The organism is Neisseria sp. HMSC067G12 (assembly GCF_001812725.1).
Taxonomy (GTDB): domain Bacteria; phylum Pseudomonadota; class Gammaproteobacteria; order Burkholderiales; family Neisseriaceae; genus Neisseria; species Neisseria perflava.
The window spans coordinates 1-22,639 of sequence record NZ_KV810182.1 but is presented as its reverse complement, the minus strand read 5'-3'; the positions used below and the strand labels follow the sequence as shown (position 1 = coordinate 22,639).

17 protein-coding genes are annotated in these 22,639 nt (G+C 48.5%); 10 read left to right on the top strand and 7 right to left on the bottom strand.

What is annotated here, in order from left to right; translation table 11 throughout:
• Position 1: 1 nt before the first annotated feature.
• Positions 2 to 1,126, bottom strand: a complete 1,125-nt coding sequence (gene rluD / locus HMPREF2871_RS00195; protein WP_049336777.1) for a 23S rRNA pseudouridine(1911/1915/1917) synthase RluD — start codon at positions 1,124 to 1,126, stop codon at positions 2 to 4.
• On the opposite strand from rluD, the gene HMPREF2871_RS00190 reads away from it, so the two are divergent.
• The 5 genes from HMPREF2871_RS00190 (at position 1,125) to pflA (ending at position 8,283) form a co-directional block, all read left to right on the top strand.
• Positions 1,125 to 1,928 carry an outer membrane protein assembly factor BamD gene (locus tag HMPREF2871_RS00190; protein WP_003680807.1) on the top strand — a complete coding sequence of 268 codons (804 nt, stop codon included), beginning with the start codon at positions 1,125 to 1,127 and terminating at the stop codon, positions 1,926 to 1,928. The two genes, rluD and HMPREF2871_RS00190, sit on opposite strands and share 2 nt — an antisense overlap.
• A gap of 321 nt (positions 1,929 to 2,249) precedes the next feature.
• Positions 2,250 to 3,407, top strand: a complete 1,158-nt coding sequence (locus HMPREF2871_RS00185; protein WP_049336776.1) for an ATP phosphoribosyltransferase regulatory subunit — start codon at positions 2,250 to 2,252, stop codon at positions 3,405 to 3,407.
• 43 nt (positions 3,408 to 3,450) lie between these two features.
• On the top strand, positions 3,451 to 4,749 hold the full coding sequence (locus HMPREF2871_RS00180) for an adenylosuccinate synthase (RefSeq protein WP_049336775.1): 1,299 nt from the start codon (positions 3,451 to 3,453) through the stop codon (positions 4,747 to 4,749).
• A 302-nt stretch (positions 4,750 to 5,051) separates the two neighbouring features.
• Complete coding sequence (gene pflB / locus HMPREF2871_RS00175) at positions 5,052 to 7,337, top strand: formate C-acetyltransferase (protein WP_049336774.1); 2,286 nt, start codon at positions 5,052 to 5,054, stop codon at positions 7,335 to 7,337.
• A 139-nt stretch (positions 7,338 to 7,476) separates the two neighbouring features.
• Entirely contained in the window at positions 7,477 to 8,283 is an 807-nt protein-coding gene (gene pflA / locus HMPREF2871_RS00170) for a pyruvate formate lyase 1-activating protein (protein WP_049336825.1), read from the top strand.
• Between the two features lie 66 nt (positions 8,284 to 8,349).
• Here the strand turns inward: pflA and HMPREF2871_RS00165 are convergent, their stop codons facing one another.
• Complete coding sequence (locus tag HMPREF2871_RS00165) at positions 8,350 to 10,062, bottom strand: proline--tRNA ligase (RefSeq protein WP_039862211.1); 1,713 nt, start codon at positions 10,060 to 10,062, stop codon at positions 8,350 to 8,352.
• A gap of 301 nt (positions 10,063 to 10,363) precedes the next feature.
• Positions 10,364 to 10,534 (bottom strand): hypothetical protein, encoded by a 171-nt coding sequence (locus tag HMPREF2871_RS11825; RefSeq protein ID WP_004519914.1) that lies wholly within the window; start codon positions 10,532 to 10,534, stop codon positions 10,364 to 10,366.
• 24 nt (positions 10,535 to 10,558) lie between these two features.
• Between HMPREF2871_RS11825 and fghA the strand changes: the two genes are divergently transcribed.
• A complete protein-coding gene (gene fghA / locus HMPREF2871_RS00160; RefSeq protein WP_049336773.1) occupies positions 10,559 to 11,407 on the top strand; it encodes an S-formylglutathione hydrolase in 849 nt (282 codons plus the stop codon).
• 93 nt (positions 11,408 to 11,500) lie between these two features.
• Here fghA and recA read toward each other — a convergent pair whose 3' ends face one another.
• From recA to HMPREF2871_RS00145, 3 genes are all read right to left on the bottom strand, one after another.
• On the bottom strand, positions 11,501 to 12,547 hold the full coding sequence (gene recA / locus HMPREF2871_RS00155) for a recombinase RecA (protein WP_003680794.1): 1,047 nt from the start codon (positions 12,545 to 12,547) through the stop codon (positions 11,501 to 11,503).
• Between the two features lie 147 nt (positions 12,548 to 12,694).
• Entirely contained in the window at positions 12,695 to 13,987 is a 1,293-nt protein-coding gene (aroA, locus tag HMPREF2871_RS00150; protein ID WP_039862183.1) for a 3-phosphoshikimate 1-carboxyvinyltransferase, read from the bottom strand.
• Between the two features lie 138 nt (positions 13,988 to 14,125).
• Positions 14,126 to 16,690, bottom strand: a complete 2,565-nt coding sequence (locus HMPREF2871_RS00145; protein WP_049344247.1) for a glycoside hydrolase family 66 protein — start codon at positions 16,688 to 16,690, stop codon at positions 14,126 to 14,128.
• A gap of 320 nt (positions 16,691 to 17,010) precedes the next feature.
• Between HMPREF2871_RS00145 and cysG the strand changes: the two genes are divergently transcribed.
• Positions 17,011 to 18,408 (top strand): siroheme synthase CysG, encoded by a 1,398-nt coding sequence (cysG, locus tag HMPREF2871_RS00140; protein WP_049344248.1) that lies wholly within the window; start codon positions 17,011 to 17,013, stop codon positions 18,406 to 18,408.
• A 53-nt stretch (positions 18,409 to 18,461) separates the two neighbouring features.
• Here the strand turns inward: cysG and HMPREF2871_RS00135 are convergent, their stop codons facing one another.
• Positions 18,462 to 19,067 (bottom strand): CoA pyrophosphatase, encoded by a 606-nt coding sequence (locus tag HMPREF2871_RS00135; RefSeq protein WP_049336772.1) that lies wholly within the window; start codon positions 19,065 to 19,067, stop codon positions 18,462 to 18,464.
• Between the two features lie 175 nt (positions 19,068 to 19,242).
• On the opposite strand from HMPREF2871_RS00135, the gene HMPREF2871_RS00130 reads away from it, so the two are divergent.
• The 3 genes from HMPREF2871_RS00130 to ispE are packed head-to-tail and all read left to right on the top strand — an operon-like array spanning position 19,243 to position 22,602.
• Positions 19,243 to 21,105 (top strand): tetratricopeptide repeat protein, encoded by a 1,863-nt coding sequence (locus HMPREF2871_RS00130; protein WP_004519906.1) that lies wholly within the window; start codon positions 19,243 to 19,245, stop codon positions 21,103 to 21,105.
• Between the two features lie 55 nt (positions 21,106 to 21,160).
• Positions 21,161 to 21,745 (top strand): lipoprotein insertase outer membrane protein LolB, encoded by a 585-nt coding sequence (gene lolB, locus HMPREF2871_RS00125; RefSeq protein ID WP_004519905.1) that lies wholly within the window; start codon positions 21,161 to 21,163, stop codon positions 21,743 to 21,745.
• Between the two features lie 8 nt (positions 21,746 to 21,753).
• Entirely contained in the window at positions 21,754 to 22,602 is an 849-nt protein-coding gene (ispE, locus tag HMPREF2871_RS00120) for a 4-(cytidine 5'-diphospho)-2-C-methyl-D-erythritol kinase (RefSeq protein ID WP_039862210.1), read from the top strand.
• Positions 22,603 to 22,639 lie beyond the last annotated feature (37 nt).

Genomic DNA, 22,639 nt, shown 5'->3' with positions numbered 1-22,639 from the left:
TTTAATCCCTCACATAAACCACTTCGACATCGTAGTCGTCTTCATTCCAATCATCGTCATCATCCATGCCGAATTTCTCTTGCCATTCTTCCTCGTTGCTTAGGGACGAATCCAAACCGGCTTCCAGACGCAGGACGGAAAGCAGGTGGTACATATCGTCAGGTATAGGCGCTTCAAAGGAAACGGTTTCGCCGGTTTTCGGATGGACAAAGCTCAAGCGGTAGGCATGCAGGGCTTGGCGCGCGCCGAGGGCTTTGATGGCTTCTTTAACTGCGTCGCTACATGGATGGCGCAGGTTGCCGTAAACAGGGTCGGCGGCCAGCGGATGGTTGGCTTCGCGCATATGAACGCGGATTTGGTGTGTGCGGCCGGTTTCGAGCGAGCATTCGATGTAGCTGTGTGCCAAATAACGTTCCAACACTTTGACGTGGGTAATGGCAGGTTTGCCGCCGAATTTGACGACTGCCATTTTCAGGCGGTTGTGCGGATCGCGGCCGATTTGGGTTTCGATTTTGCCGTCGAAAGGAACGATGCCGTTGGCGACTGCGCGGTAAATGCGTTTGACTGTGCGCTCTTGAAGCTGCTGAACCAGGGAATTTTGCGCCGGCAGGGTTTTAGCGACCACCATCAGACCGCTGGTTTCTTTGTCCAAACGGTGTACGATACCCGCACGCGGCACTTGGCTTAATTCGGGACAGTGCGCCAACAGGCCGTTGAGCAGGGTGCCGCTCCAGTTGCCTGCGGCAGGATGGACGACCAATCCGGCCGGTTTGTTGATGACGATGACGGTATCGTCTTCGTAAATAATGTCCAAATCCATCGGTTCGGGCGTGAACGCGAGGTTTTCTTCGCTCGGACGTACCGTAACGGCAATCAATTCACCGCCTATCATTTTATCTTTGGGTTGCGCGGGCTTATCGTTTACAATGACTGCACCCTCTTTAATCCACGAACTCAGGCGGTTGCGCGAGTAGTCGGGCATGAGTTTGGCCAATACGGCATCCAGCCTTCCGCCCGCCATTTCGAGCGGAACGGTCAAATTAACACAACTTTCTGTTTCAGGGGATGACGGAAAGTCTAAATCATCGCTATAATCGGCTTCGTTATCAAAGGAAGTATTCTGCATGAAAAAAATTCTTTTAGTAGTTTCTTTAGGTTTGGCACTGAGTGCCTGCGCAAATAAAGGCACAATCGATAAAGACGCCCAAATTACTCAAGATTGGAGTGTGGAAAAGCTTTATGCCGAAGCGCAAGACGAGTTGAACAGCAACAATTATACGCGAGCTGTCAAGTTATACGAAATTTTAGAATCCCGTTTTCCAAACGGCCGCTATGCCCAGCAGTCCCAGTTGGATACGGCGTATGCCTATTATAAAGACGATGAGCCGGAAAAAGCCTTGGCTGCCATTGCGCGCTTCCAACGCCATCATCCGCAACATCCGAATATGGACTACGCGCTGTACTTGAAAGGTTTGGTCCTGTTTAACGAAGACCAGTCTTTCTTGAACAAGCTGGCTTCCCAAGACTGGTCCGACCGCGACCCGAAAGCCAACCGCGATGCTTATCAGGCGTTTGCCGAGTTGGTTCAACGTTATCCAAACAGCAAATACGCTGCCGATGCAACCGAGCGTATGGCCAAACTGGTGGACGCTTTGGGTGGTAACGAAATATCTGTGGCGCGTTATTACATGAAACGCGGTGCTTATGTCGCAGCGGCCAACCGTGCGCAAAAAATCGTTAGCCGTTACCAAAATACCCGTTACGTCGAAGAAGCTTTGGCGATGATGGAATTGGCATACAAAAAACTGGACAAGCCGCAACTGGCTGCCGATACACGCCGTGTTTTGGAAACCAACTTCCCGCAAAGCCCGTTCTTGCAACACGAATGGCGATCTGACGATATGCCTTGGTGGCGTTACTGGCGTTAAGCGTCGAGTTGTTCAGGCATGAATAAGGCCGTCTGAAAATGATGCATCTATGCATTTGGTTTTCAGACGGCCTTTGTTTTTAATGTTTTTTTACGTTTCCTGCAAACAGGGTGCAAAATTTGTTTTAATATGGTAAAGTCTGATTTTAATAACTCGACGGTTTGAAGCCGTCACTCAGGGGCTGTTTAAATTTAAAATCAGTTTTGTTGAAGCCGCATCGGATGTGCCATCGATGCATTCAGGAAAATTTCAGTCGTCAGGCTGATTTGGTTTTAAATTTAAGCAGCCCTTTGTGTTTACAAAAAACAGAGGTAGATTCTCATGAAGTCTTGGCAGCTTCCTGAACACGTCGCCGACGTATTGCCGACCAATGCGCGACAATTGGAAAGCGCCCGTGAGCGGCTGTTGGCTTTGTTCCGCGTGCATGGTTATGAATTGGTGCAACCGCCATTGATGGAATACAGCCATTCTTTATTGACGCATATCGATGCCGGTTTGTCTTTGAAAACCATTTTGGTCGTCGATCAGCTTAGCGGCCGTCAGCTCGGTATCCGCGCGGATATTACGCCGCAGGTGGCGCGTATTGATGCCCACTTGCTTTCTGCCAACCAGGGCATCAACCGTTTATGCTATGCCGGTTCGGTGCTTCATGCGCGGCCTGACGGATTGCTCAATATGCGCGAGCCTTTACAGGCAGGTGCGGAAATGTATGGCTTGGAAGGCATTGAAGCGGATATTGAATTGATTGATTTGATGCTGAAAAGCATGAAGATTGCCGACATGGGCGAAGTTTTGCTTTCGTTGGGCCATATCGGCGTATTCCGTGCTTTGGCAAATGCCGCGCATTTAGATGAGCAGCAATCGGCAACCCTGCTGTCATCGATGCAGGACAAAGATGCCGAGGTTGTCAGCCAGTTGGTTAAAGAGTGGAAACTTGACGGTATGTGGGCAAAAGCGTTTTCATTGTTGCCCCGACTGTACGGTGGTCGTGAAGTGCTGACTGTGGCTCGTGAGAAATTACCGGAATTGTCCGCAGTCAGTGCGGCCTTGGATGAATTGCAGGCAGTATGCGATGCGTTCACAAATCAAAAAGTGCATATAGATTTGTCGGAACTGCGCGTTGACAATTACCACACCGGTTTGCTTTACGCGGCTTATGGTTCAAACCGTCATGATGCCGTGGCACGTGGCGGCCGTTATGACGGATTGGGCGGATACTTCGGACGAGCGCGTCCTGCAGCCGGATTCAGTTTTGATTTGCGCAGCTTCATCGGCCGCCTTCCTGCTATCGGACGGGAATCCGTGGTGGCTGTTGATGTAAAAGACATGCCCGCAGCTCAAGAAGCGGTAGATGCTTTGCGCGAACAAGGACAATGTGTCGTTATCGATTACGGTATCGGCTATAACGGTTCGGAAGAGGTTACAGGCCGTCTGAAACAGGTAGACGGCGTTTGGAAAGTAATCGCTTTGAACGATTGAGTTTTATTTTGAAATTTTGTATCTGAAATAAGGTTAGATGGCTATGGCTAAAAATGTTGTCGTAATCGGTGCCCAATGGGGTGATGAAGGCAAAGGTAAGATTGTTGACTGGCTGGCGGAAGAAACCAGCGGTGTAGTACGTTTCCAAGGCGGCCACAATGCCGGCCATACTTTGGTCGTCGGTGGCAAAAAAACCATTTTGCGCCTGATTCCAAGCGGCATTTTGCACGAGACTTTGGACTGCTTCATCGGCTCAGGCGTTGTCGTTTCTCCTGAAGCATTGTTGGGTGAAATCGATGAATTGAACGCTGCCGGTGTGAAAAACGTCGAAGGCCGTCTGAAAATTGCGCCAACCTGCCCATTGATTCTGCCTTACCACATTGCGCTTGACCAAGCACGCGAAGCTTCCCGCGGTAAAAGCAAAATTGGTACAACCGGTCGCGGCATCGGCCCAGCCTATGAAGATAAAGTTGCCCGTCGCGCGATTCGCGTGGTGGACTTGTTGCACCCTGAAAAACTGGTTGAAAAACTGGAAGCTGTTTTGGCTTATTACAATGTTCAGTTGCAACACCTGCACAATGCCGAGCCGGTAAAAGTTGAAGATGTGATGGCGGTCATTGAAAAAGTTGCACCGCGCATTACGCCGATGATTACCGATGTTTCCCGTGTTTTGAACGAGAAAAACCGCAAAGGCGAAAGCCTGTTGTTTGAAGGCGCACAAGGTACGTTGCTGGACATCGACTACGGTACTTATCCGTTTGTAACTTCGTCCAACTGCTTGGCAGGTGCCGCTTCTGCCGGTGCAGGCGTGGGCCCGCAAATGCAGGATTACGTTTTGGGTATCGTTAAAGCCTATACCACCCGCGTGGGTTCCGGCCCATTCCCGACTGAATTGTTTGACGAAGTGGGCGCAGGCTTGGCTGAACGCGGCCATGAGTTCGGCTCCGTAACCGGTCGTGCGCGTCGTTGTGGCTGGTTTGACGCAGCTGCTCTGAAACGCTCTATTCAAGTTAACGGCATTTCCGGCATGTGCATTACCAAGCTGGACGTGATGGATGGTATTGAGAATATCAATATCTGTGTAGGTTATGAATTGCCTGATGGCAGCAAAACCGACATTCTGCCTTGCGGCTCCGATGCGGTAGAAACCTGCAAACCGATTTATGAAACCATGCCGGGTTGGAGCGAGTCGACTTTCGGTGTGAAAGAGTACGACAAGCTGCCTGAAAACGCTAAAGCTTATCTGAAACGTATTGAAGAAGTGTGCGGTGCGCCTGTGGCCATTGTTTCAACCGGTCCTGACCGTGAAGAAACCATTGTTTTGCATCATCCGTTTGCTTAATTGATTAAGTGAATAAAAGGCCGTCTGAAAATTCAGACGGCCTTTTATATAAAATGCAATAAAAACTCAGCCCTGAAGAACACCTGTCTTCAGGGCTGAATTTTGTATTTTACGCTGTTTTTAAGTACGAATGTTTGGAAAGTGAGATGTAGTGCCAAGTAACAATTATTCTCATTGACGTAAATCAAGAAAAACCAAATCTGTAATTTTATTTCATAAAAACCCCTGTAAATAAATGGGTATTGATGTTATCCTTTCAGAAAATTTACAGTCTATATTTTCAATAAAATTAGGAGCTTGATATGTCAAATGATGTTCAGCAACGTCCAGCCGCTTGGGAAGGTTTTGTCGGTGGCAACTGGGAAACCAACGTAGATGTCCGCGATTTTATTCAAAAAAACTACACGCCATATGAAGGCGATGCCTCTTTCTTGGCACCAGCAACCGAAGCCACAACCAAACTGTGGGCGGAAGTGATGGAAGGTATCAAGGTTGAAAACCGTACACACGAGCCGTATAAAATCGACGCGCAAATCGTCTCCGGTATTACCAGCCACGCTCCAGGCTACATCAACAAAGATTTGGAAACCATTGTCGGCCTGCAAACAGACGAGCCTTTGAAACGCTCTATCATGCCGTTTGGCGGTTTGAAAATGGTGCAAGACGCGTGCAAAGTGTACAACGTTGAATTGAATCCCGAAGTCAGCGAAATTTTCACCAAATACCGCAAAACCCACAACCAAGGCGTATTTGACGTTTATACGCCCGACATCCGCCGCTGCCGCAAATCAGGCGTGATTACCGGCCTGCCGGATGCTTATGGCCGCGGCCGTATTATCGGCGACTACCGCCGCGTGGCATTGTACGGTATCGACTTCTTGATGAAAGACAAACTCAACCAGTTCAACTCACTGCAAGCCGATTTGGAAAACGGTGTGGACTTGGAAGAAGTGATCCGCCGCCGCGAAGAAATCAATGAGCAATATAAAGCATTGAACCAAATGAAAGAAATGGCAGCTTCTTACGGCTACGATATTTCCGGCCCTGCAAAAAATGCACAAGAAGCCATCCAATGGACTTACTTTGCCTACCTCGCTGCCGTTAAATCTCAAAACGGTGCGGCGATGTCTTTCGGCCGTGTATCTTCATTCTTGGACATCTACATCGAACGCGACCTGAAAAACGGTGTGATTACCGAAACCCAAGCGCAAGAATTCATTGACCACTTGGTGATGAAACTGCGTATGGTCCGTTTCCTGCGTACTCCGGAATACGATCAACTGTTCTCCGGCGACCCGATTTGGGCAACCGAATCTATCGGTGGCATGGGCTTGGATGGCCGTACCTTGGTAACCCGCACCAACTTCCGCGTGCTGCATACTCTGTACAACATGGGCCCGTCTCCTGAGCCAAACATCACTGTATTGTGGTCAGAACAACTGCCGCAAGGCTTTAAAGAATTCTGCGCCAAAGTATCCATCGATACTTCGTCCATCCAATACGAAAACGACGATTTGATGCGCCCTGACTTCAATAGCGACGACTACGCCATTGCCTGCTGCGTCAGCCCGATGGTGGTCGGCAAACAAATGCAGTTCTTCGGCGCACGCGCCAACTTGGCTAAAACTCTGCTGTACGCAATCAATGGCGGCGTGGACGAGAAATCTAAAGAGCAAGTTGGTCCGAAAACCGAGCCGATTATGGACGAAGTTTTGGACTACGACACTGTCTTTGAGCGCATGGACAAATTCATGGATTGGTTGGCAACCCAATACGTTACCGCGCTGAACATTATTCACTACATGCACGACAAATACAGCTACGAAGCTGCATTGATGGCATTGCATGACCGTGATGTGAAACGTACGATGGCATGCGGTATCGCCGGTTTGTCTGTGGCTGCCGACTCATTGTCCGCCATTAAGTACGCCAAAGTGAAACCGATTCGTGACGAAAATGGCATTGCCGTTGACTTCGAAATCGAAGGCGAATACCCACAATTTGGTAACAACGACGACCGCGTTGACGATATTGCTTGCGATTTGGTTGAACGCTTCATGAAAAAAGTGGCAACCCACAAAACTTACCGCAACGCCACTCCGACTCAGTCCGTACTGACCATTACTTCCAACGTTGTTTACGGTAAGAAAACCGGTAATACTCCAGACGGCCGCCGTGCAGGCGCTCCGTTTGGTCCGGGTGCAAACCCAATGCACGGTCGTGACGTCAACGGTGCAGTCGCTTCATTGACTTCCGTAGCCAAACTGCCATTTGAGTTTGCCAAAGACGGTATTTCCTATACCTTCTCCATTATTCCTGGCGCGTTGGGTAAAGACGAGTATTCTCGCGAACGCAACCTTGCCGGTTTGATGGACGGTTATTTCCACCATGAAGACGGTATTTTGGAAGGCGGCCAACACTTGAACGTCAACGTATTGAATCGCGAGACTTTGGAAGATGCGATGCACAATCCAGAGAAATATCCGCAGTTGACCATTCGTGTGTCCGGTTATGCGGTTCGCTTCAACTCGCTGACCCGCGAACAACAGCTTGACGTGATTACCCGTACATTCACAGAAACCATGTAATCCGGGTGGAGAAACAAACCGGAAGCTAAATTTGCATTTGGTTTGTTTTGAAACAAAGCTCCGAGGCCGTCTGAAATGTTCAGACGGCCTTTATTATCGTACAATCCATATAAGCAAAAACATTTTTGAGCCGAACACTATGTCCACGACTTTTGCCATTACCCCCGAGCCGGCACTGAAAGACCTTGGCCACCGTCACTATAACGGTAAAGGCATTATTCATTCGATTGAATCTTGCGGTGCTGTCGATGGTCCGGGTTTGCGCTACGTGCTCTTTTTGCAAGGCTGCCTGATGCGTTGCCTGTATTGCCATAATCGTGACACATGGGATCTTCATACTGAGCAGGCGCAGGAATTGGATGTGGCAACTGTGATGAAGCAGGTCATGACCTATCGTCATTATTTGCGTGCGACAGGCGGAGGCGTAACGGCAACCGGCGGCGAGCCGTTATTGCAATATGAGTTTGTATGCGATTGGTTTACGGCCTGTCGGGAACACGATATCCATACCTGTCTAGACAGCAATGGCTATGCTTTGCACTATGATTCGATTTTGGATGATTTGCTCGATCATACCAATTTGGTCATGCTCGACTTAAAACAAATCGATCCTGAAATTCATAAAGTGCTTGTCGGTATTCCAAATACCAAAACGCTGAAATTCGCGCGCTATCTTGCTGAACGCAATCAGCCGACGCGTGTGCGTTATGTGGTTGTTCCCGGTTATACCGATGATGAGCGGTCAGCGCATTTATTGGGCGAGTTTATCGGTGATATGGATAATGTCGAAATGGTCGAGCTCTTGCCGTATCACGAATTGGGCGCACACAAATGGGCTTTGTGCGGCGACGAATACAAATTAAAAGGCGTACATCCGCCGCCCAAAGAAACCATTCTGAAAATCAAAGAAATATTAGAGAGCTACGGAAAAAACATTATTTATTAAAACAGAAAAAGGCCGTCTGAAACGAAATAATCAGTTTCAGACGGCCTTTTCATTATTGAAAAAAATTTAAGCGTTCAATGCGGCCAAAACCTTGGCGACAACTTCTGATACTGCAACGGCTTGAGCCTGATTGTTACGGCGCTCGGCATATTCGACATTGCCTTCTTTCAATGCGCGATCGCCGATCACGATGCGGTGAGGAATACCCAACAGCTCGGAGTCATTCAGCAATACGCCTGCACGTTCGTCGCGGTCATCCAACAAAACATCCGCACCAGCAGCCAAAAGCTCGGCGTAGATTTTGTCGGCGGCTTCGCGCACGGCGTCTGATTTTTTGTAGTTCATCGGCACGATAACGACTTCAAACGGCGCCATTGCTTTGGTCCAAACAATGCCTTTTTCGTCGTTGTTTTGTTCGATGGCGGCGGCCACAACGCGGGTAATACCGATACCGTAGCAGCCCATTTCCATGATTTGGGATTTGCCGTTATTGTCCAAGAAGCTGACATTCATGGCTTGGGTATATTTGTCGCGCAATTGGAAAACGTGGCCGACTTCAATACCGCGCGCCAGTTTCAGACGGCCTTGTTCGTCAGGGCTAATGTCGCCTTCGATGACATTGCGTAAATCGACAAATTCAGGCTCGGCAGCATCTCGGCCGAAGTTGAAGCCGGTATAGTGGTAGTCGTCTTCGTTTGCGCCGATAACCCAGTCTGCGCCTTTTTCGGTGGCGAAATCGGCATAGACTTTGCCTTTGAAGTTGACAGGGCCGAGAGAGCCGCCGTTGGCGCCGAACTGTTCAATAATCGCGGCAGGGCTTGCCATGGTCAGTGGCGATTTCACGCCGGCCAGTTTTTCCGCCTTGATGTCGTTAAACTCATGGTCGCCACGCAACAGCAGCAGGACGAGTTCGCCTTCGTTTTCGCCTTCAACCACGATGGATTTGAGGGTTTGTTCAACCGGAATATTGAGGAATTCAACCAAAGACTCAATGGTTTTGACATTTGGTGTATGTACTTTGGTCAACTCGGCCTGAGCAGCGGCGCGTTCGCCTTTGAGCGGCAAGGTGGGTGCCAATTCGATATTGGCGGCGTAATCGGAAGTATCGCTGTATGCGATAACGTCTTCGCCGCTTTCAGCCAATACTTGGAATTCGTGAGAGCCGGTACCACCGATGCTGCCGGTGTCTGCGGCTACGGGGCGGAATTCCAAGCCCAGACGGGTAAAGATACGGCAGTAAGCGTCGTACATATCCTGATAGGTCGTCTGAAGCGAGGCATAGTCGGCATGGAAGGAATAAGCGTCTTTCATGACGAACTCGCGCGCGCGCATCACACCGAAGCGCGGACGCACTTCATCGCGGAATTTGGTTTGGATGTGATAAAAGTTTTTCGGCAGTTGTTTGTAGCTGTTGACTTCTTTGCGCACGATGTCGGCAATCACTTCTTCACAAGTCGGACCCATACAGAAATCACGGTCATGACGGTCTTTCAGGCGCAGCAGTTCTTTACCGTAAAACTCCCAGCGGCCGGATTCCTGCCACAGCTCGGCAGGTTGTACCACCGGCATCAGCAGCTCCACGCTACCTGCGCGGGCCATTTCTTCACGCACGATATTTTCAACTTTGCGCAATACGCGCAGACCCATCGGCATCCAAGTATAAAGACCGGATGCGTTGGCTTTGATCAAGCCGGCACGAATCATCAGCTTGTGGCTGGCAAGTGCGGCTTCGGCAGGGGCTTCTTTAAGGGTAGAAATGAAGAACTGGGAGGCTTTCATGGCGTATTTTTCTTTCTTAAAAATAAGTGCGTATTGTAACGCAAAATGTATGGCCGCGTGTCTTTTGAATGGCATCTGATGAAATCGGCCGTTGTTTTACGCAGCTTTTGATTCGGGGTGATTTTTAGGGATGTCAACCCTAATTTATGCACAAAGCCGCATAACCTTGTTTTACCTATAAATTTTCACTGTATGATTATAGTAAAATCTTATAAATATAACCACTTGATTTTATTATATTTTATTTGATTAAATTTTAGTCAATTTAAGACTTGGTTTGTTCCTAAAGAAAATTTTACGATTACCCAAAGCTTATCAACAGATTTATCCACAGAGATTGTGTATAGATTTTAAATGCTGTCGGCGTAATGATTTCGCATGATTGGCAAGCCTTGTTTAAAGCAGATTGGGTTGCCTTAAAAAGATGGGGCAACAACACGATGAGCAGGTTTTGCGCTAACATTCTGCTCATTGTTGTTTCCTTACAAGGAATAAAATGAAAAATTCAGAATTGCATTTGCTGGAACGCAGAAAGATGTTTAACGGGTATCAGGAACGGTACCGCCATTTTTCTCAAACCTGCCGGACGGATATGGTATTTGATGTCTATCTGCCGCCACAAGTCTTAAAAGGCTATCCCGCGCCTGTTTTATATTTTCTTTCCGGCTTAAATAGTGATGGTTCTGAATTGGTTCAACAAAGCGGGATCCAACGTTTTGCGGCGCAATGGAATATTATCGTGGTTTTCCCGGATACCTCGCCACGCGGTCGGCATGTTGCCGACAGTGAGGAACATTATCTTGGACAGGGCGCCGGATTTTATGTCAATGCAACTGAAGCACCTTGGGCGCAGCATTACCAAATGGAAAGCTATATCAGCCAAGAATTGCCTGATTTGATCGAGCATCATTTTCCGGTAACGCAAGAGCGCAGCATTGCAGGTTTCAGCATGGGCGGGCATGGTGCGCTGCAGTTGGCTTTGAAGCATCCCGGCCGATATGCTGCGGTTTCAGCCTTTGCGCCTTTATGTCATCCTATCGATACGGAAGGCGGCAGGCAGGCGTTTTCGGCTTATTTGGGCCAAAACGTGGAAACGTGGAAACGCTATGACAGTACAGAGCTGCTTCAGACGGCCTCGCATAAATTGCCTGTTTTGATTGATGTCGGCAGTGAAGATGCTTTGTATCCTGAAGTCCTGCAACTGGAAGGGTTTGTCCGCTCAGCACGCGAAAAAGGTTTCAATATCCAATATAAAGTACGCCCGGGCTATGGGCATGACTATTTCTTTATTGCCAGCTTTATCGATTCGCATATTGAGTTTCATGCTCAGGCATTGGGGCTTTAAGCAGTATTGAATAAAAGGCCGTCTGAAATCCGATTAATGGTCGGATTTCAGACGGCCTTTTATTTGGTCTTTAACCTTTAATTTCAGACAGACTTATTCCTCAGGACGTTCGCCGTCGGTGTCGTCCAATTTGCCTTCGGTAATATCGACATTGATACCGACTGCCGCACGGATTTTGGCATCGATTTCGTTGGCGATATCAGGGTTTTCTTTCAGCCAAACGCGTACATTGTCTTTACCTTGGCCGATTTTTGCGCCGTTGTAGCTGTACCATGCGCCGGATTTTTCAACGATGTCATGTTTGACGCCCAAGTCGATCAATTCACCTTCCCAGCTAATGCCTTCGCCGTAAAGAATATCGAATTCGGCTTGACGGAACGGAGGGGCAACTTTGTTTTTGATGACTTTGACTTTGGTTTCGTTACCAATCACGTCATCGCCTTTTTTAATCTGACCGGTACGGCGGATGTCGAGGCGGACAGAGGCATAGAATTTGAGCGCGTTACCGCCGGTTGTGGTTTCAGGGCTGCCGAACATCACGCCGATTTTCATACGGATTTGGTTAATGAAAACAACCAATGTATTGGTGCGTTTGATGTGGCCGGTCAGTTTGCGCAGGGCTTGGCTCATCAGGCGGGCTTGCAGGCCGACGTGGCTGTCGCCCATTTCGCCTTCGATCTCGGCTTTAGGCACAAGTGCGGCTACGGAGTCGACAACGACCATATCGATACCGCCGGAGCGTACCAAGGTATCACAGATTTCCAATGCCTGTTCGCCGGTATCCGGTTGGGAGAGATAGAGTTCTTCAACTTTTACGCCGAGTTTGCGGGCGTAAATCGGGTCAAAAGCATGCTCGGCATCGATGAATGCGCAGATGCCGCCATTTTTTTGGCATTGGGCAATGGCTTCGAGACAGAGTGTAGTTTTACCGGAGGATTCCGGGCCGAAAATTTCAACCACGCGGCCGCGGGGCAGGCCGCCGACGCCGAGTGCTAAGTCCACGCCGAGGGAGCCGGTGGAAATAACATCAAGGTTTTCTTCCTGTTGGCTGCCGTCCATTTTCATGATGGAGCCTTTGCCGAAGTTTTTTTCGATTTGGGCAAGGGCTGCGGCTAAGGCTTTGCTTTTTTCGTCTGACATGTTTTCTCTCCGAAAGGAAATATGAATCGCTAAGAATTTATTTAGCTATTATCGCACAAATTAAGAAAAAGTATAGTTTTATTTTTATTTTTCAGACGGCCTGTGTTTTTTGTATGCAACAGGCCGTCTGAAATGTTGAATAATCAATCAGTTGGTCAATGATGCAAAAACTTGGAAATAGTCGGGGAAAGTTTTATGCGTACATTTCGGGTCGTTGATGATGACGGGGACGCCCAAAAGCGAAACCAGCGAGAAACACATGGCCATGCGGTGGTCGTCGTAAGTGTCGATAACGGCATCGGGGGTAAGCGTTTCGGGCGGCGTAATATGGATGGCTTCGGCTTCTTCGATGACGTCTGCGCCCAGTTTGCGCAGTTCGGTTGCCATGGCGGCGATACGGTCGGTTTCTTTGACGCGCCATGAGCCGATATTGCGCAGGGTGCAGGGTTGTTTGGTGGCCAGCGCAACAATGGCCAAGGTCATGGCCGCATCAGGAATATGGTTGGCATCTAAATCAAAAGCCTGAATCTTGCGCTCGGCAGGACGGGAAATTTCTACAAAATTTTCGCCCCAAATGACATCTGCGCCGATTTTTTCCAATTCACGCGCAAAGGCAACGTCGCCTTGAATACTGTGTGCGCCGATGCCGGTTACGCGGATGGGTGTACCGGCAATCAGGCCTGCGCCCAAGAAATAAGACGCGCTGGAGGCATCGCCTTCTACATATAAATGTTCGGGCGCATGATATTTGGCACCGGCCGGGATTTTAAATACACGGTAGTCTTCATTGATGATGTCCACACCGAACTGCGCCATCAGCTTGAGCGTGATGTCGATATAAGGTTTGGAAATCAACTCGCCTACCATGTGGATTTCAAATGCTTGTCCCGTCAAGGGCAAAGCCATCAGCAGGGCGGTCAGGAATTGGCTGGAAACATTGCCTTTAATCGGAATAACGCGCTCGCCGTTGTCTTGGCGTTTGCCGATCTGAAGAGGCGGATAGTTTTCATTGCCCAGATATTGTACGTCCGCTCCGGCAATACGCAACGCGTCGACCAAATCGCCGATAGGGCGTTCGTGCATACGCGGTACGCCATGCAGATGATAGTCGCCGCCCAAAACGGCAAGTGCGGCAGTCAAGGGGCGGAATGCCGTACCGGCATTGCCTAAAAACAAATCGGAGGATTGGTTGGGAAAGCGGCCGCCGGCACCATGAACTTTCAGACGGCCTTCAGGTAAAGATTCAATTTGCACGCCGAGTTTGTCGAGTGCTTCAAGCATTCGGTCGGTATCGTCGGATTTGAGCAAAGAATGGATTTCGCAAACGTTGTCGGAGAGTGCTGCCAAGAGCAGCGTGCGGTTGCTGATGCTTTTGGAACCGGGCAGGGCAACGGTGGAGGGCTTGAGTGTGGAAGCGGGCAGGCGGATGGATTCGGTCATTGGTTAGGATTTCAAATTGTAGACAAAACGATATTATACGCAGGCAAAGGCCGTCTGAAAAATGGAAGTGGCGTTGCAGGCAAGAAAAGCCGGACTCTTTTTGAAAGTCCGGCTTTGGGATGCTCGATATTTTAATGGTTAACCTAAAATATGCATTAACTGGTCAATGTTGAACGTACCTTCGTCAAAGCGGAATTCGCTGACTGAGGGGATTTTTTGACCTTGGACGTCGGTATGGATGTCGGCATATTGGTGGTCGATGGTGATGAGGTCGTTGTGATTGTTTTCGCCACGAATGGTGATGTTCCAAGTCGTGCCGTCTTTTTCGTTGACCGTTTCGAGCGACAGATCCGAGAGGGAAATGCCAGCGCCGAATTGGTTGGCGTTTGTGCTGTGATGGTCGAAAATGGTGTCATGGCCTTCGCCGCGATTGAATACGTAGGTATCGTTACCGGCTTCGCCGTGCAATATATCGTCCCCTAAGCCACCAAACAGTGTGTCGTTGCCTGCGCCGCCGTGAAGGATGTCGTTGCCTGCTTCGCCCAACATAGTATCGTTACCGGAGCCGCCATACAGCGTGTCGTTGTCTAATCCGCCGTTCAGATGGTCATTGCCACCGCCTCCGTAGAGAATATCGCTGCCGGCATCGCCGTTGATGACATCGTCGCCGGTGCCGCCGGACAATTTGTCATTGCCGCTGCCGCCGTGAATCTCATCATTACCCCGGTTGCCGTAGATGATGTCTTCGCTTTCAGTACCTTTGATATGGTCGTCGGCGTGGGTGCCGTTGAATGTGGTTTTGCCGTCGGCAAAGGTTTGGCTGACGCTTGCCTGCCCTAAATTGCTGACATAAAGCATATCCCAGACATCCAGGCTCGGGACGGTGACTTCCAGTGCCACCGGTTTGCCGTTTTCATAGATGACGGAAGATTCCAATGTGTGCATGGATATATCGTCTGAGTCGGGGGAAGCCAGTTGTACGATGGCTTGCTCGGCCTGTTCTGCGCTGATTTCCATATCAAACGGGATTCTGACTTTAGGGTTGTCGAGTTTCAGCGTGTGGTGGTTGGAGCTGTTCCAATTGGTGTCTTTGTCGAGGCCTGCGAGATTGATTAATTGGACAACTCGGCCGCCGTCTGCGGTGGCCTTGGTCCATGTATAAACTTTGCCTCCTTCGCCTGAAGTGGAAGTCATGTCATAGCCGTCGGATGCTACGATGGAGGCATGACTGTCTTTGAGTTCAACCAAGCCTTCGCCGCGAAGCAGCTCCTCATAGGCGGTAATGAATTGTTGATAGTTGAATTCTGATTTGGCCAGGGTTTCGTTGGTTTTGAGCGTCTGAGCGGGATAGTATGGATCTTGCAAAATACCAAAACCATGTGCGTTTTTATCCGGGAGGTTGTTTAATGCGGCAACAGTCATGTGGTAGCCGCCACTCGCTCCGATAACGGCATCGACCAGCAATTCGTTGTCCGGATTGAGTTCGGAAGAATTATCTTCCGGGTGGGTACCTTTTCGAGTATAGGCGGCAATAATCGGGGAAACGTGATTGTAATCGTACAGACGGCCTACCAAGCGTTTAAGCTCGGCATAGTTGTGGTTTTCATAATGGGTATTTCCGGCTGTATCTTTAAAATCGCGCGGCCAGATTTCTGAGTAAGGAACATCCATGCCGGTGGTGGATAAGACATCGGCCCTGCCTGTGCTGATGTCGTTGATCATATAAGTTTGACCGTAATCGTGTAACTTTTCCGCAGCCGCGGCTGACAAATCGTCATAACCGTCAGACATTCTGAAGTTTTCAGTCTTTTGGCCATTTTGTATTTTGTAAACGAGGTTATCACCCATGGTATCGGCCTGCCAGCCGTCAAAGCCGCCTGTTTTCAGGGCTTTGATCATGGTGTTGACGATATAGTTTTGCCAGCTTTTGTCGGCAGGATCGACGAATTGTTGTACGGATGTTTTGGTCTCTGCACCGGCTTTGCCGAAGTTGGAATGCTCTTGGGCATTGTAGAGTTTGACATTATTTAAAATTTCTTTGATGGCCGGATTATCGAGTTCGTCATTGGAGGCGGCGTTAAGCATATTGTAGAGCATGGCACTGCCGCCTTTTTCGTGAATTTTGTTCACGAGGTTTTTAATCAGCAGGGTATCGATTTGGGGAGGGTTGGGTTGGCCGTTGTCGACAGCCCAAGTCGCCCATTCTTGCTTGAAGCTGTTGACATTTGGAAATGGATTGGAGGTTGTGTCGTACACATCATAGAAGAAATAATTGTTGATGTGCATTTGTGCCAGCTGATCGATATTGTTTTGATAGCCTTCGAGCTGGTCATTGGTCATGGCGTTGTTTCGTTCTGCCGAATTATCGTTAGATCCTGCCACTACGCCATAGCGGGGAAAAATAGTCCAGTCGTCTTCGACAGACAATCCCAGTGTTTTGCTGGTGTGGTTGCCGGTGTTGTCAACGGTTTCTACTTTGACGACGTAGCCTGAATTGGGTGAAAAAATATCGGAAGAGAGTTTGACGGAGGTTGAGTTCAGATGATCCAATTTTTGGATTTCCGTACCCAAATGGCTGACGGTGACAGAGGTGATTTTGTCTGTCGCATTGGAGATGTTCAGAATAACATCATCGCCGTTGGTATAGGCTACCTTGTTAAAGAGAATAGTCGGTAAAGGGGCTGTTTTTGCTTCAGTTGTCATGCTGTATATTCGCTTCTAAATATTATATTTTGAAATTACCTTAATAAATCAATATCACTTAAGTTGTTGATATGAATAATTGTTAAGACTTTTTAGTAGGCAGAGCGGAAAATAAGTTCCCCGTTTGATAGCAAATATCTAAAATAATTCGGTTTGTGATTGAAATTTAAAAATGCTGTCTGAATGTTTTGTTATTCAAAAGACGGTTTTTTGCAGGTATATAACCAAACACCATAAGAAAATCAGAAACCATTCTTTCCTATTTTTTCAGACGGCCTTTAATATCGGCGGACAATCATTGATAAAGTAAGAGCACGACTATGAGCCATTATCCGTTGTTTGCCGATTTGAAAAACCGCCCTGTTTTACTGGCAGGTGCGGGTAAGGTTGCCGAGCGTAAGGCGGAAAGCCTGTTGTCTGCCGGAGCGCGCGTGCGTGTTGTTGCGGAAACTTTGAATCCGCAGTTTCAGCAATGGGCGGCTGAAGGGAAAATAGTTTGGCTGGGTGGCTTGTTTGAAGAAGCCATGCTGGACGAGGTGTATTTCGTTATTGCGGCGACGGATAATGGCATGTTTAACCGCCGTGTTTTTGAAGCGGCGGAACGACGGGTGAAATTGTGCAATACGGTGGATACGGCGGACTTGTGTTCGTTTATCGTGCCTGCCGTGGTGGATAGGGGGCCATTGAAGATAGCCATATCCAGCGGCGGTACTGCGCCTGTATTGGCGCGTAAATGGCGGCAGATTATTGAAACATTGATTCCGCTGCATACGGGCACGATGGCGCGTATTGCCGGTAAATGGCGCGAAAAGGTTAAACAGACTATTCATCATGTCGAACGACGCCGTTATTTTTGGGAAAAGTTGTTCGACAGCCGTTTCAGTATTTTTGCGGCTCAAAACAATATCGAGGCGGCAGAACGTGAATTGATCACGCAGTTAAACCGGGAAACGCCGTTTGGCGGCGAAGTGGTTTTGGTGGGCGCAGGGCCGGGAGATCCGGGCTTGCTGACCATACATGCTTTGCAGGCGATACAGGCTGCGGATACCGTGTTTTACGATGCTTTGGTGTCGGATGAGATTTTGGCGATGGTGCGTAAAGATGCGGTGAAAATCAGCGTGGGTAAACGTGCTGGTGCGCACCATGTTCAGCAGGAAGAAACCAACCGTCTATTGGTTGAACACGCTCAAAAAGGCGAGCGTGTGGTAAGGTTGAAAGGCGGCGATCCTTTTGTGTTCGGTCGCGGCGGGGAGGAAGTGCAAACCCTGCATCAGGCCGGGATTGCCTACCGCATTGTGCCGGGTATTACTGCCGCGCTTGGAGCTACTGCTTATGCCGGTATTCCGTTAACCCATCGCGATTGTGCCCAAGGTGCTTTATTTGTAACCGGCCACAGCAAACACGAGGGCAGTCAGCCCGATTGGCAGACTTTGGCTTTAAGCCGCCAAACGTTGGTAATCTATATGGGCACGCTTAAAGCGGCTGAGATTGCGGAAAAGCTGATGGCTTATGGCAGGCAGCCTTCTACACCTGTTGCCGTGATTTCCAATGGGACTTTACCGCATCAAACCGTGCGGACAGGCCGTCTGAAAGATTTGGGCTTGTTGGCTGCCGAAGCAGAACGTCCGGCTTTAATGGTAATTGGCGAAGTGGTTGCCCTGCACGATGAGATGAAATGGTTTGGAGAATTTGTCGAATGCTATGAAGAAGCTGCATAAAGAGGAATGATCAAACAAGGCCGTCTGAATATTGGTTTTCAGACGGCCTTGCCTTATTTAAAAGCTTGGCAATATTGCTGATAACGTTCTGCCAGTCCATATAGGATGATTGCTGTCAGCCCCCAGATGTCGTAGTGTCGGAAAGGCAGGGCGGGGAGGGCGAGGGTTTGATTGTTGTGATGAAGATGACGGTATGAGTAGTTTTGCAGGTTTAAGGTGAAGTCCAAAGGCAGATAAAAAATTTCTGCTACTTCATCGGGATTTGCTTTGGGGTTGACGGGCTGGGTGCAAATTGCCGGAACAGGCGTAACACGGTAGCCGGAAGGTGTGTCATAAAAGGGTAGCGGCGCAAAAGTCTGCCATGCGGCAATCGGAATGGCGGTTTCTTCGTAAGCTTCTCTTAACGCCGTTGCCGTTAGGCTGTCGTCTTGGGCATCTTTGCGGCCGCCGGCAAAGGCGATTTGTCCGGTGTGTTGCCTTAAGGTCTCGGCCCTTTTGGTCAGTAAAATTTGCCACGCTCCTTCATGCAAGGCGATGCCGACCAAAACGGCTGCTTCTTTGACCGTTTTAGTGGTAACTAATTGATTGCGCTCTGCTTGCATACGGCTGCTGAAGCGTGAAGCTTGAGTTAGGAAATGGATAAGGTGGTCGGTATTCATTTTTGGCGCTGATCGTTTTATGCAGATGAGGATTACACAAGGTTTACGGTTACCGTGTCAACAAAATAGGGTGCGTGTGTTACAGTTATGCCTGAATGATAAATAAAGCTTTGCGTCTGTTCTGCAAGTGCTTAGGCCGTCTGAAAATGTCGGCAGGTTCTCAAAAAGGATAGTTATGTTGTTTTCCCCATCCCGTATTCGAGTGGCAGCTGCGGCTGTCATGATGTTGTTTGTTACACAAACTTTTGCCGCGCCCGGCGATTCAAATGCAGTTTTTGAATCGGCTAAGATTATTAAAAAGAAAAGCCGTACCGACCGTTTTTCTCCCGAAGAGCGCGAGCAGGAGCGGATACGTCTGTTGGGTATACAAAACCGTACATCTCAGGTTTTCACTTTGTTAAATTCAGAACTGGCCCTGCAAAAGGGTGATGCAGCTTCTGCGTTGTTTACTTATATTTTAACGTTGCATCGCACCAAATCTCCCGAAGTGGCCGAACGCGCTTTGGAGATGGCGGTTTCGTTAAACGCATTTGAACAGGCTGAAGCCATTTACCAAAAATGGCGCGAAATCGAGCCGGAGCCTGGTGAAACACAAAAGCGTATGACTTGGTTGCGCAATTTGCTGCTGGGTAAAGCCGATAAGAATTTGAGCGGATTGGACAAGGTAATTGCCGGCGGTAGTGAAGATGAGCAAAAGCGCGTGTTCCTGCTTTTAGCACAAACCGCAGCACAACAGCCGAATCTGACCAGCGATGCGGTTAAACAGGTGCATAAAACGGCCTTGAATTATAAAGACTTTCCAGAAGCGGCGATTGCGGATGCAATTTTTAGTGCAAAAGACGGTCAAAAGAAACACGCCATTGCGGCATTGCAGCGATTGGCCAAGTTGGACAACGAAATTTTGCCGCCGACTTTTGTGACGTTGCGGCTGATGGCGCAACGGCATCCTGATATTTTGGACGGCTTCTTCAAAGAGACAGACACCAAAACCTTATCTCCGATTTGGCAGGAATTGGACATCGCCAATTTGATCGCCCATGGTCAAAATGATAAGGCCTTTAAGCGTTTGCAGACTTTATTGGAAGAAAATCCCAACCCTGATTTGTATATTCAGGCTGCCTTATTGTCAGCGAGCAAGACAGAAAATATTTCTGCGGTAAACAGCTATCTGGAAAAGGCTTATAAAGCTGGCACGGAAGAGCAGCGCAGCCGTGCAGCGTTGATTGGTGCGGTTTCATATAATGATGTAGAAGAATTGGCCAAAGCCAAACAATGGCTGGATAAGGTAACGGCTACGGCTTATACGTTTGATAAAACCATTTTGGCTGCTTCTATCGAAGCCAAACAGGGCAACCATAAAGAGGCTTGGGCTTTGGTACAACGCGCACAAAAAATGCCCGAGCAAAGAGGACGTTATTTTGAAGTTAAGGATTTGTTGAGTACGGCTTTGTTCGTATTGTCTAAAAATACCAATCTTCAAGAATCGTTGAACGCTTTGAACAGCTTGGTAAATTCCACCGAAAAATCCTTGAAAACCCAAGCTTCTCCGGAGCTGCTTGCCAATGTGCTGTATCAGCGTTCGATGGTGTATGAGAAGCTGAATCAGCCAGGCAAGGCGATTGCCGATTTGCGCCGAGTTGTTGAGTTGTATCCGGACAATCCGCATGGTTGGAATGCTTTGGGCTATACCTTGCTGTCCAACGGCAAGGATTTGGACGAGGCTTTCAAAATGGTTCAGATGGCCTATCAAATGGATCCGGAAAGCGCAGCCATTAATGATAGTGTAGGCTGGGCATATTATCTTAAAAGCGATGCCCAAATGGCTTTGCCGTATATCCAATATGCCTATGGAAAAGAACCTGAAGCCGAAGTCGCCGCACATTTGGGCGAAGTCCTATGGACGCTTGGAGACCAAGACAAGGCCAAAGAAATCTGGAATGACGGCTTGAAACGTGGAAGCAATCTCCGAGTATTAAAAGAGACAATGTCCAAATTCGGTATAACGCCCAGCAAACCGCATACTCAAAAACACAAATAAAACCCAAAGGCCGTCTGAAAGCGTTTGATTTCAGACGGTCTATGAAGGAATATCCATGAATTTAAAACGATTATCATCGGTTGCAGCCTTATTGCTTTTAGCTGCCTGTGCGCAGCCAAACTTACCTCAGCAAAACAGTTGGCAAGCAGCAGAGCAGGTGCAGGATTTTAGCGCAGACGGTCGTTTGGCTGTCAAAGTGGAAGGAAAAGGCTCTTATGCCAATTTCGATTGGACTTATCAGAACGCGGTTCAAACCATTGATGTGAATACCCCATTGGGCAATACCGTAGGCCAGCTGTGTCAAGACAGTGAAGGTGTATTGGCGGTAGACAGTAAGGGTAAGGTTTATCAGGCGGAAACTGCTGAGGAATTGAGCAGACAGCTTTTGGGCTTTGCTTTGCCGGTACAATATTTGCATATTTGGGCAGATGGTAAACGCGTTGCCAATGCGCCATACAAAATCCTGCCTGATGGACGTCTGGAGCAGTTTGACTGGACGATATCGCGCACTTTAAATAGTTCAGGACAGCCCAAAACGCTTCAACTTGAAAATGCCAAGTTTAATATCCGCTTGGTGTTTGACACGGTAAACCACTCTTTGGATAAGAATGGACAAACCCGATGCGCAGCACGCAAATAGAGGATGCCATGTCTGTTTCAGAGGAAATCCAAGCCTTTCCTGCGCCGGCTAAATTAAATTTGGATTTGAGGATTACCGGCCGCAGGAGCGATGGTTATCATAATTTGGAAAGTATTTTCTGTTTGATCGGCTTATATGATACCGTTCATCTGAAAATCCGTACTGATGGGCAGATTATTCTGCATACGCCGGTCGAAGGGCTTGAACCTGAGCAAGACTTAACTTATCGGGCGGCTAAATTATTACTGCCATATGCAAGCGTAGCGCACGGTGTCGAAATCTGGTTGGATAAAGTGATTCCAACCGGAGGCGGATTGGGCGGCGGAAGCTCTGATGCAGCCACGGTTTTAATGGTTTTAAACCAATGGTGGCAATGCGGTTTGAGTAGGCAGCAACTGATTGATTTAGGCGTAAGTCTTGGTGCAGATGTTCCTTTTTTTATTTTTGGCAGAAGTGCTTTTGCCAAAGGTGTGGGTGAGAAGCTGGCTGAAATAGATGTCCCTAAACAATGGTATGTTATCGTTAAGCCCCCCGTCCATGTGGCAACAGTTAAAATTTTTGCACATGAAGGCTTGACACGGGATTCCAAACCCAGCATAATGCCGACTTTCCAATCGTTACAGCCGTTTCAAAATGATATGCAGGCGGTTGTATTTCAGGAATATCCTGAAGTTTGGAAGGCTTATGTTGAGTTATCCCAATATGGTCATGCATTAATGACCGGTTCTGGGGCTTGTTTGTTTATAGCAAGTGAATCTCATCAAGAAGCAAATACAATTTACCAACAGGTTTCTCAATCATATGAAGCTTATTGTGTGGAAGGGTTAGATATTCATCCGCTGTTTCATATGATTTAGTAAGTTGGGGAGTCGTCAAGCGGTTAAGACACTGGAT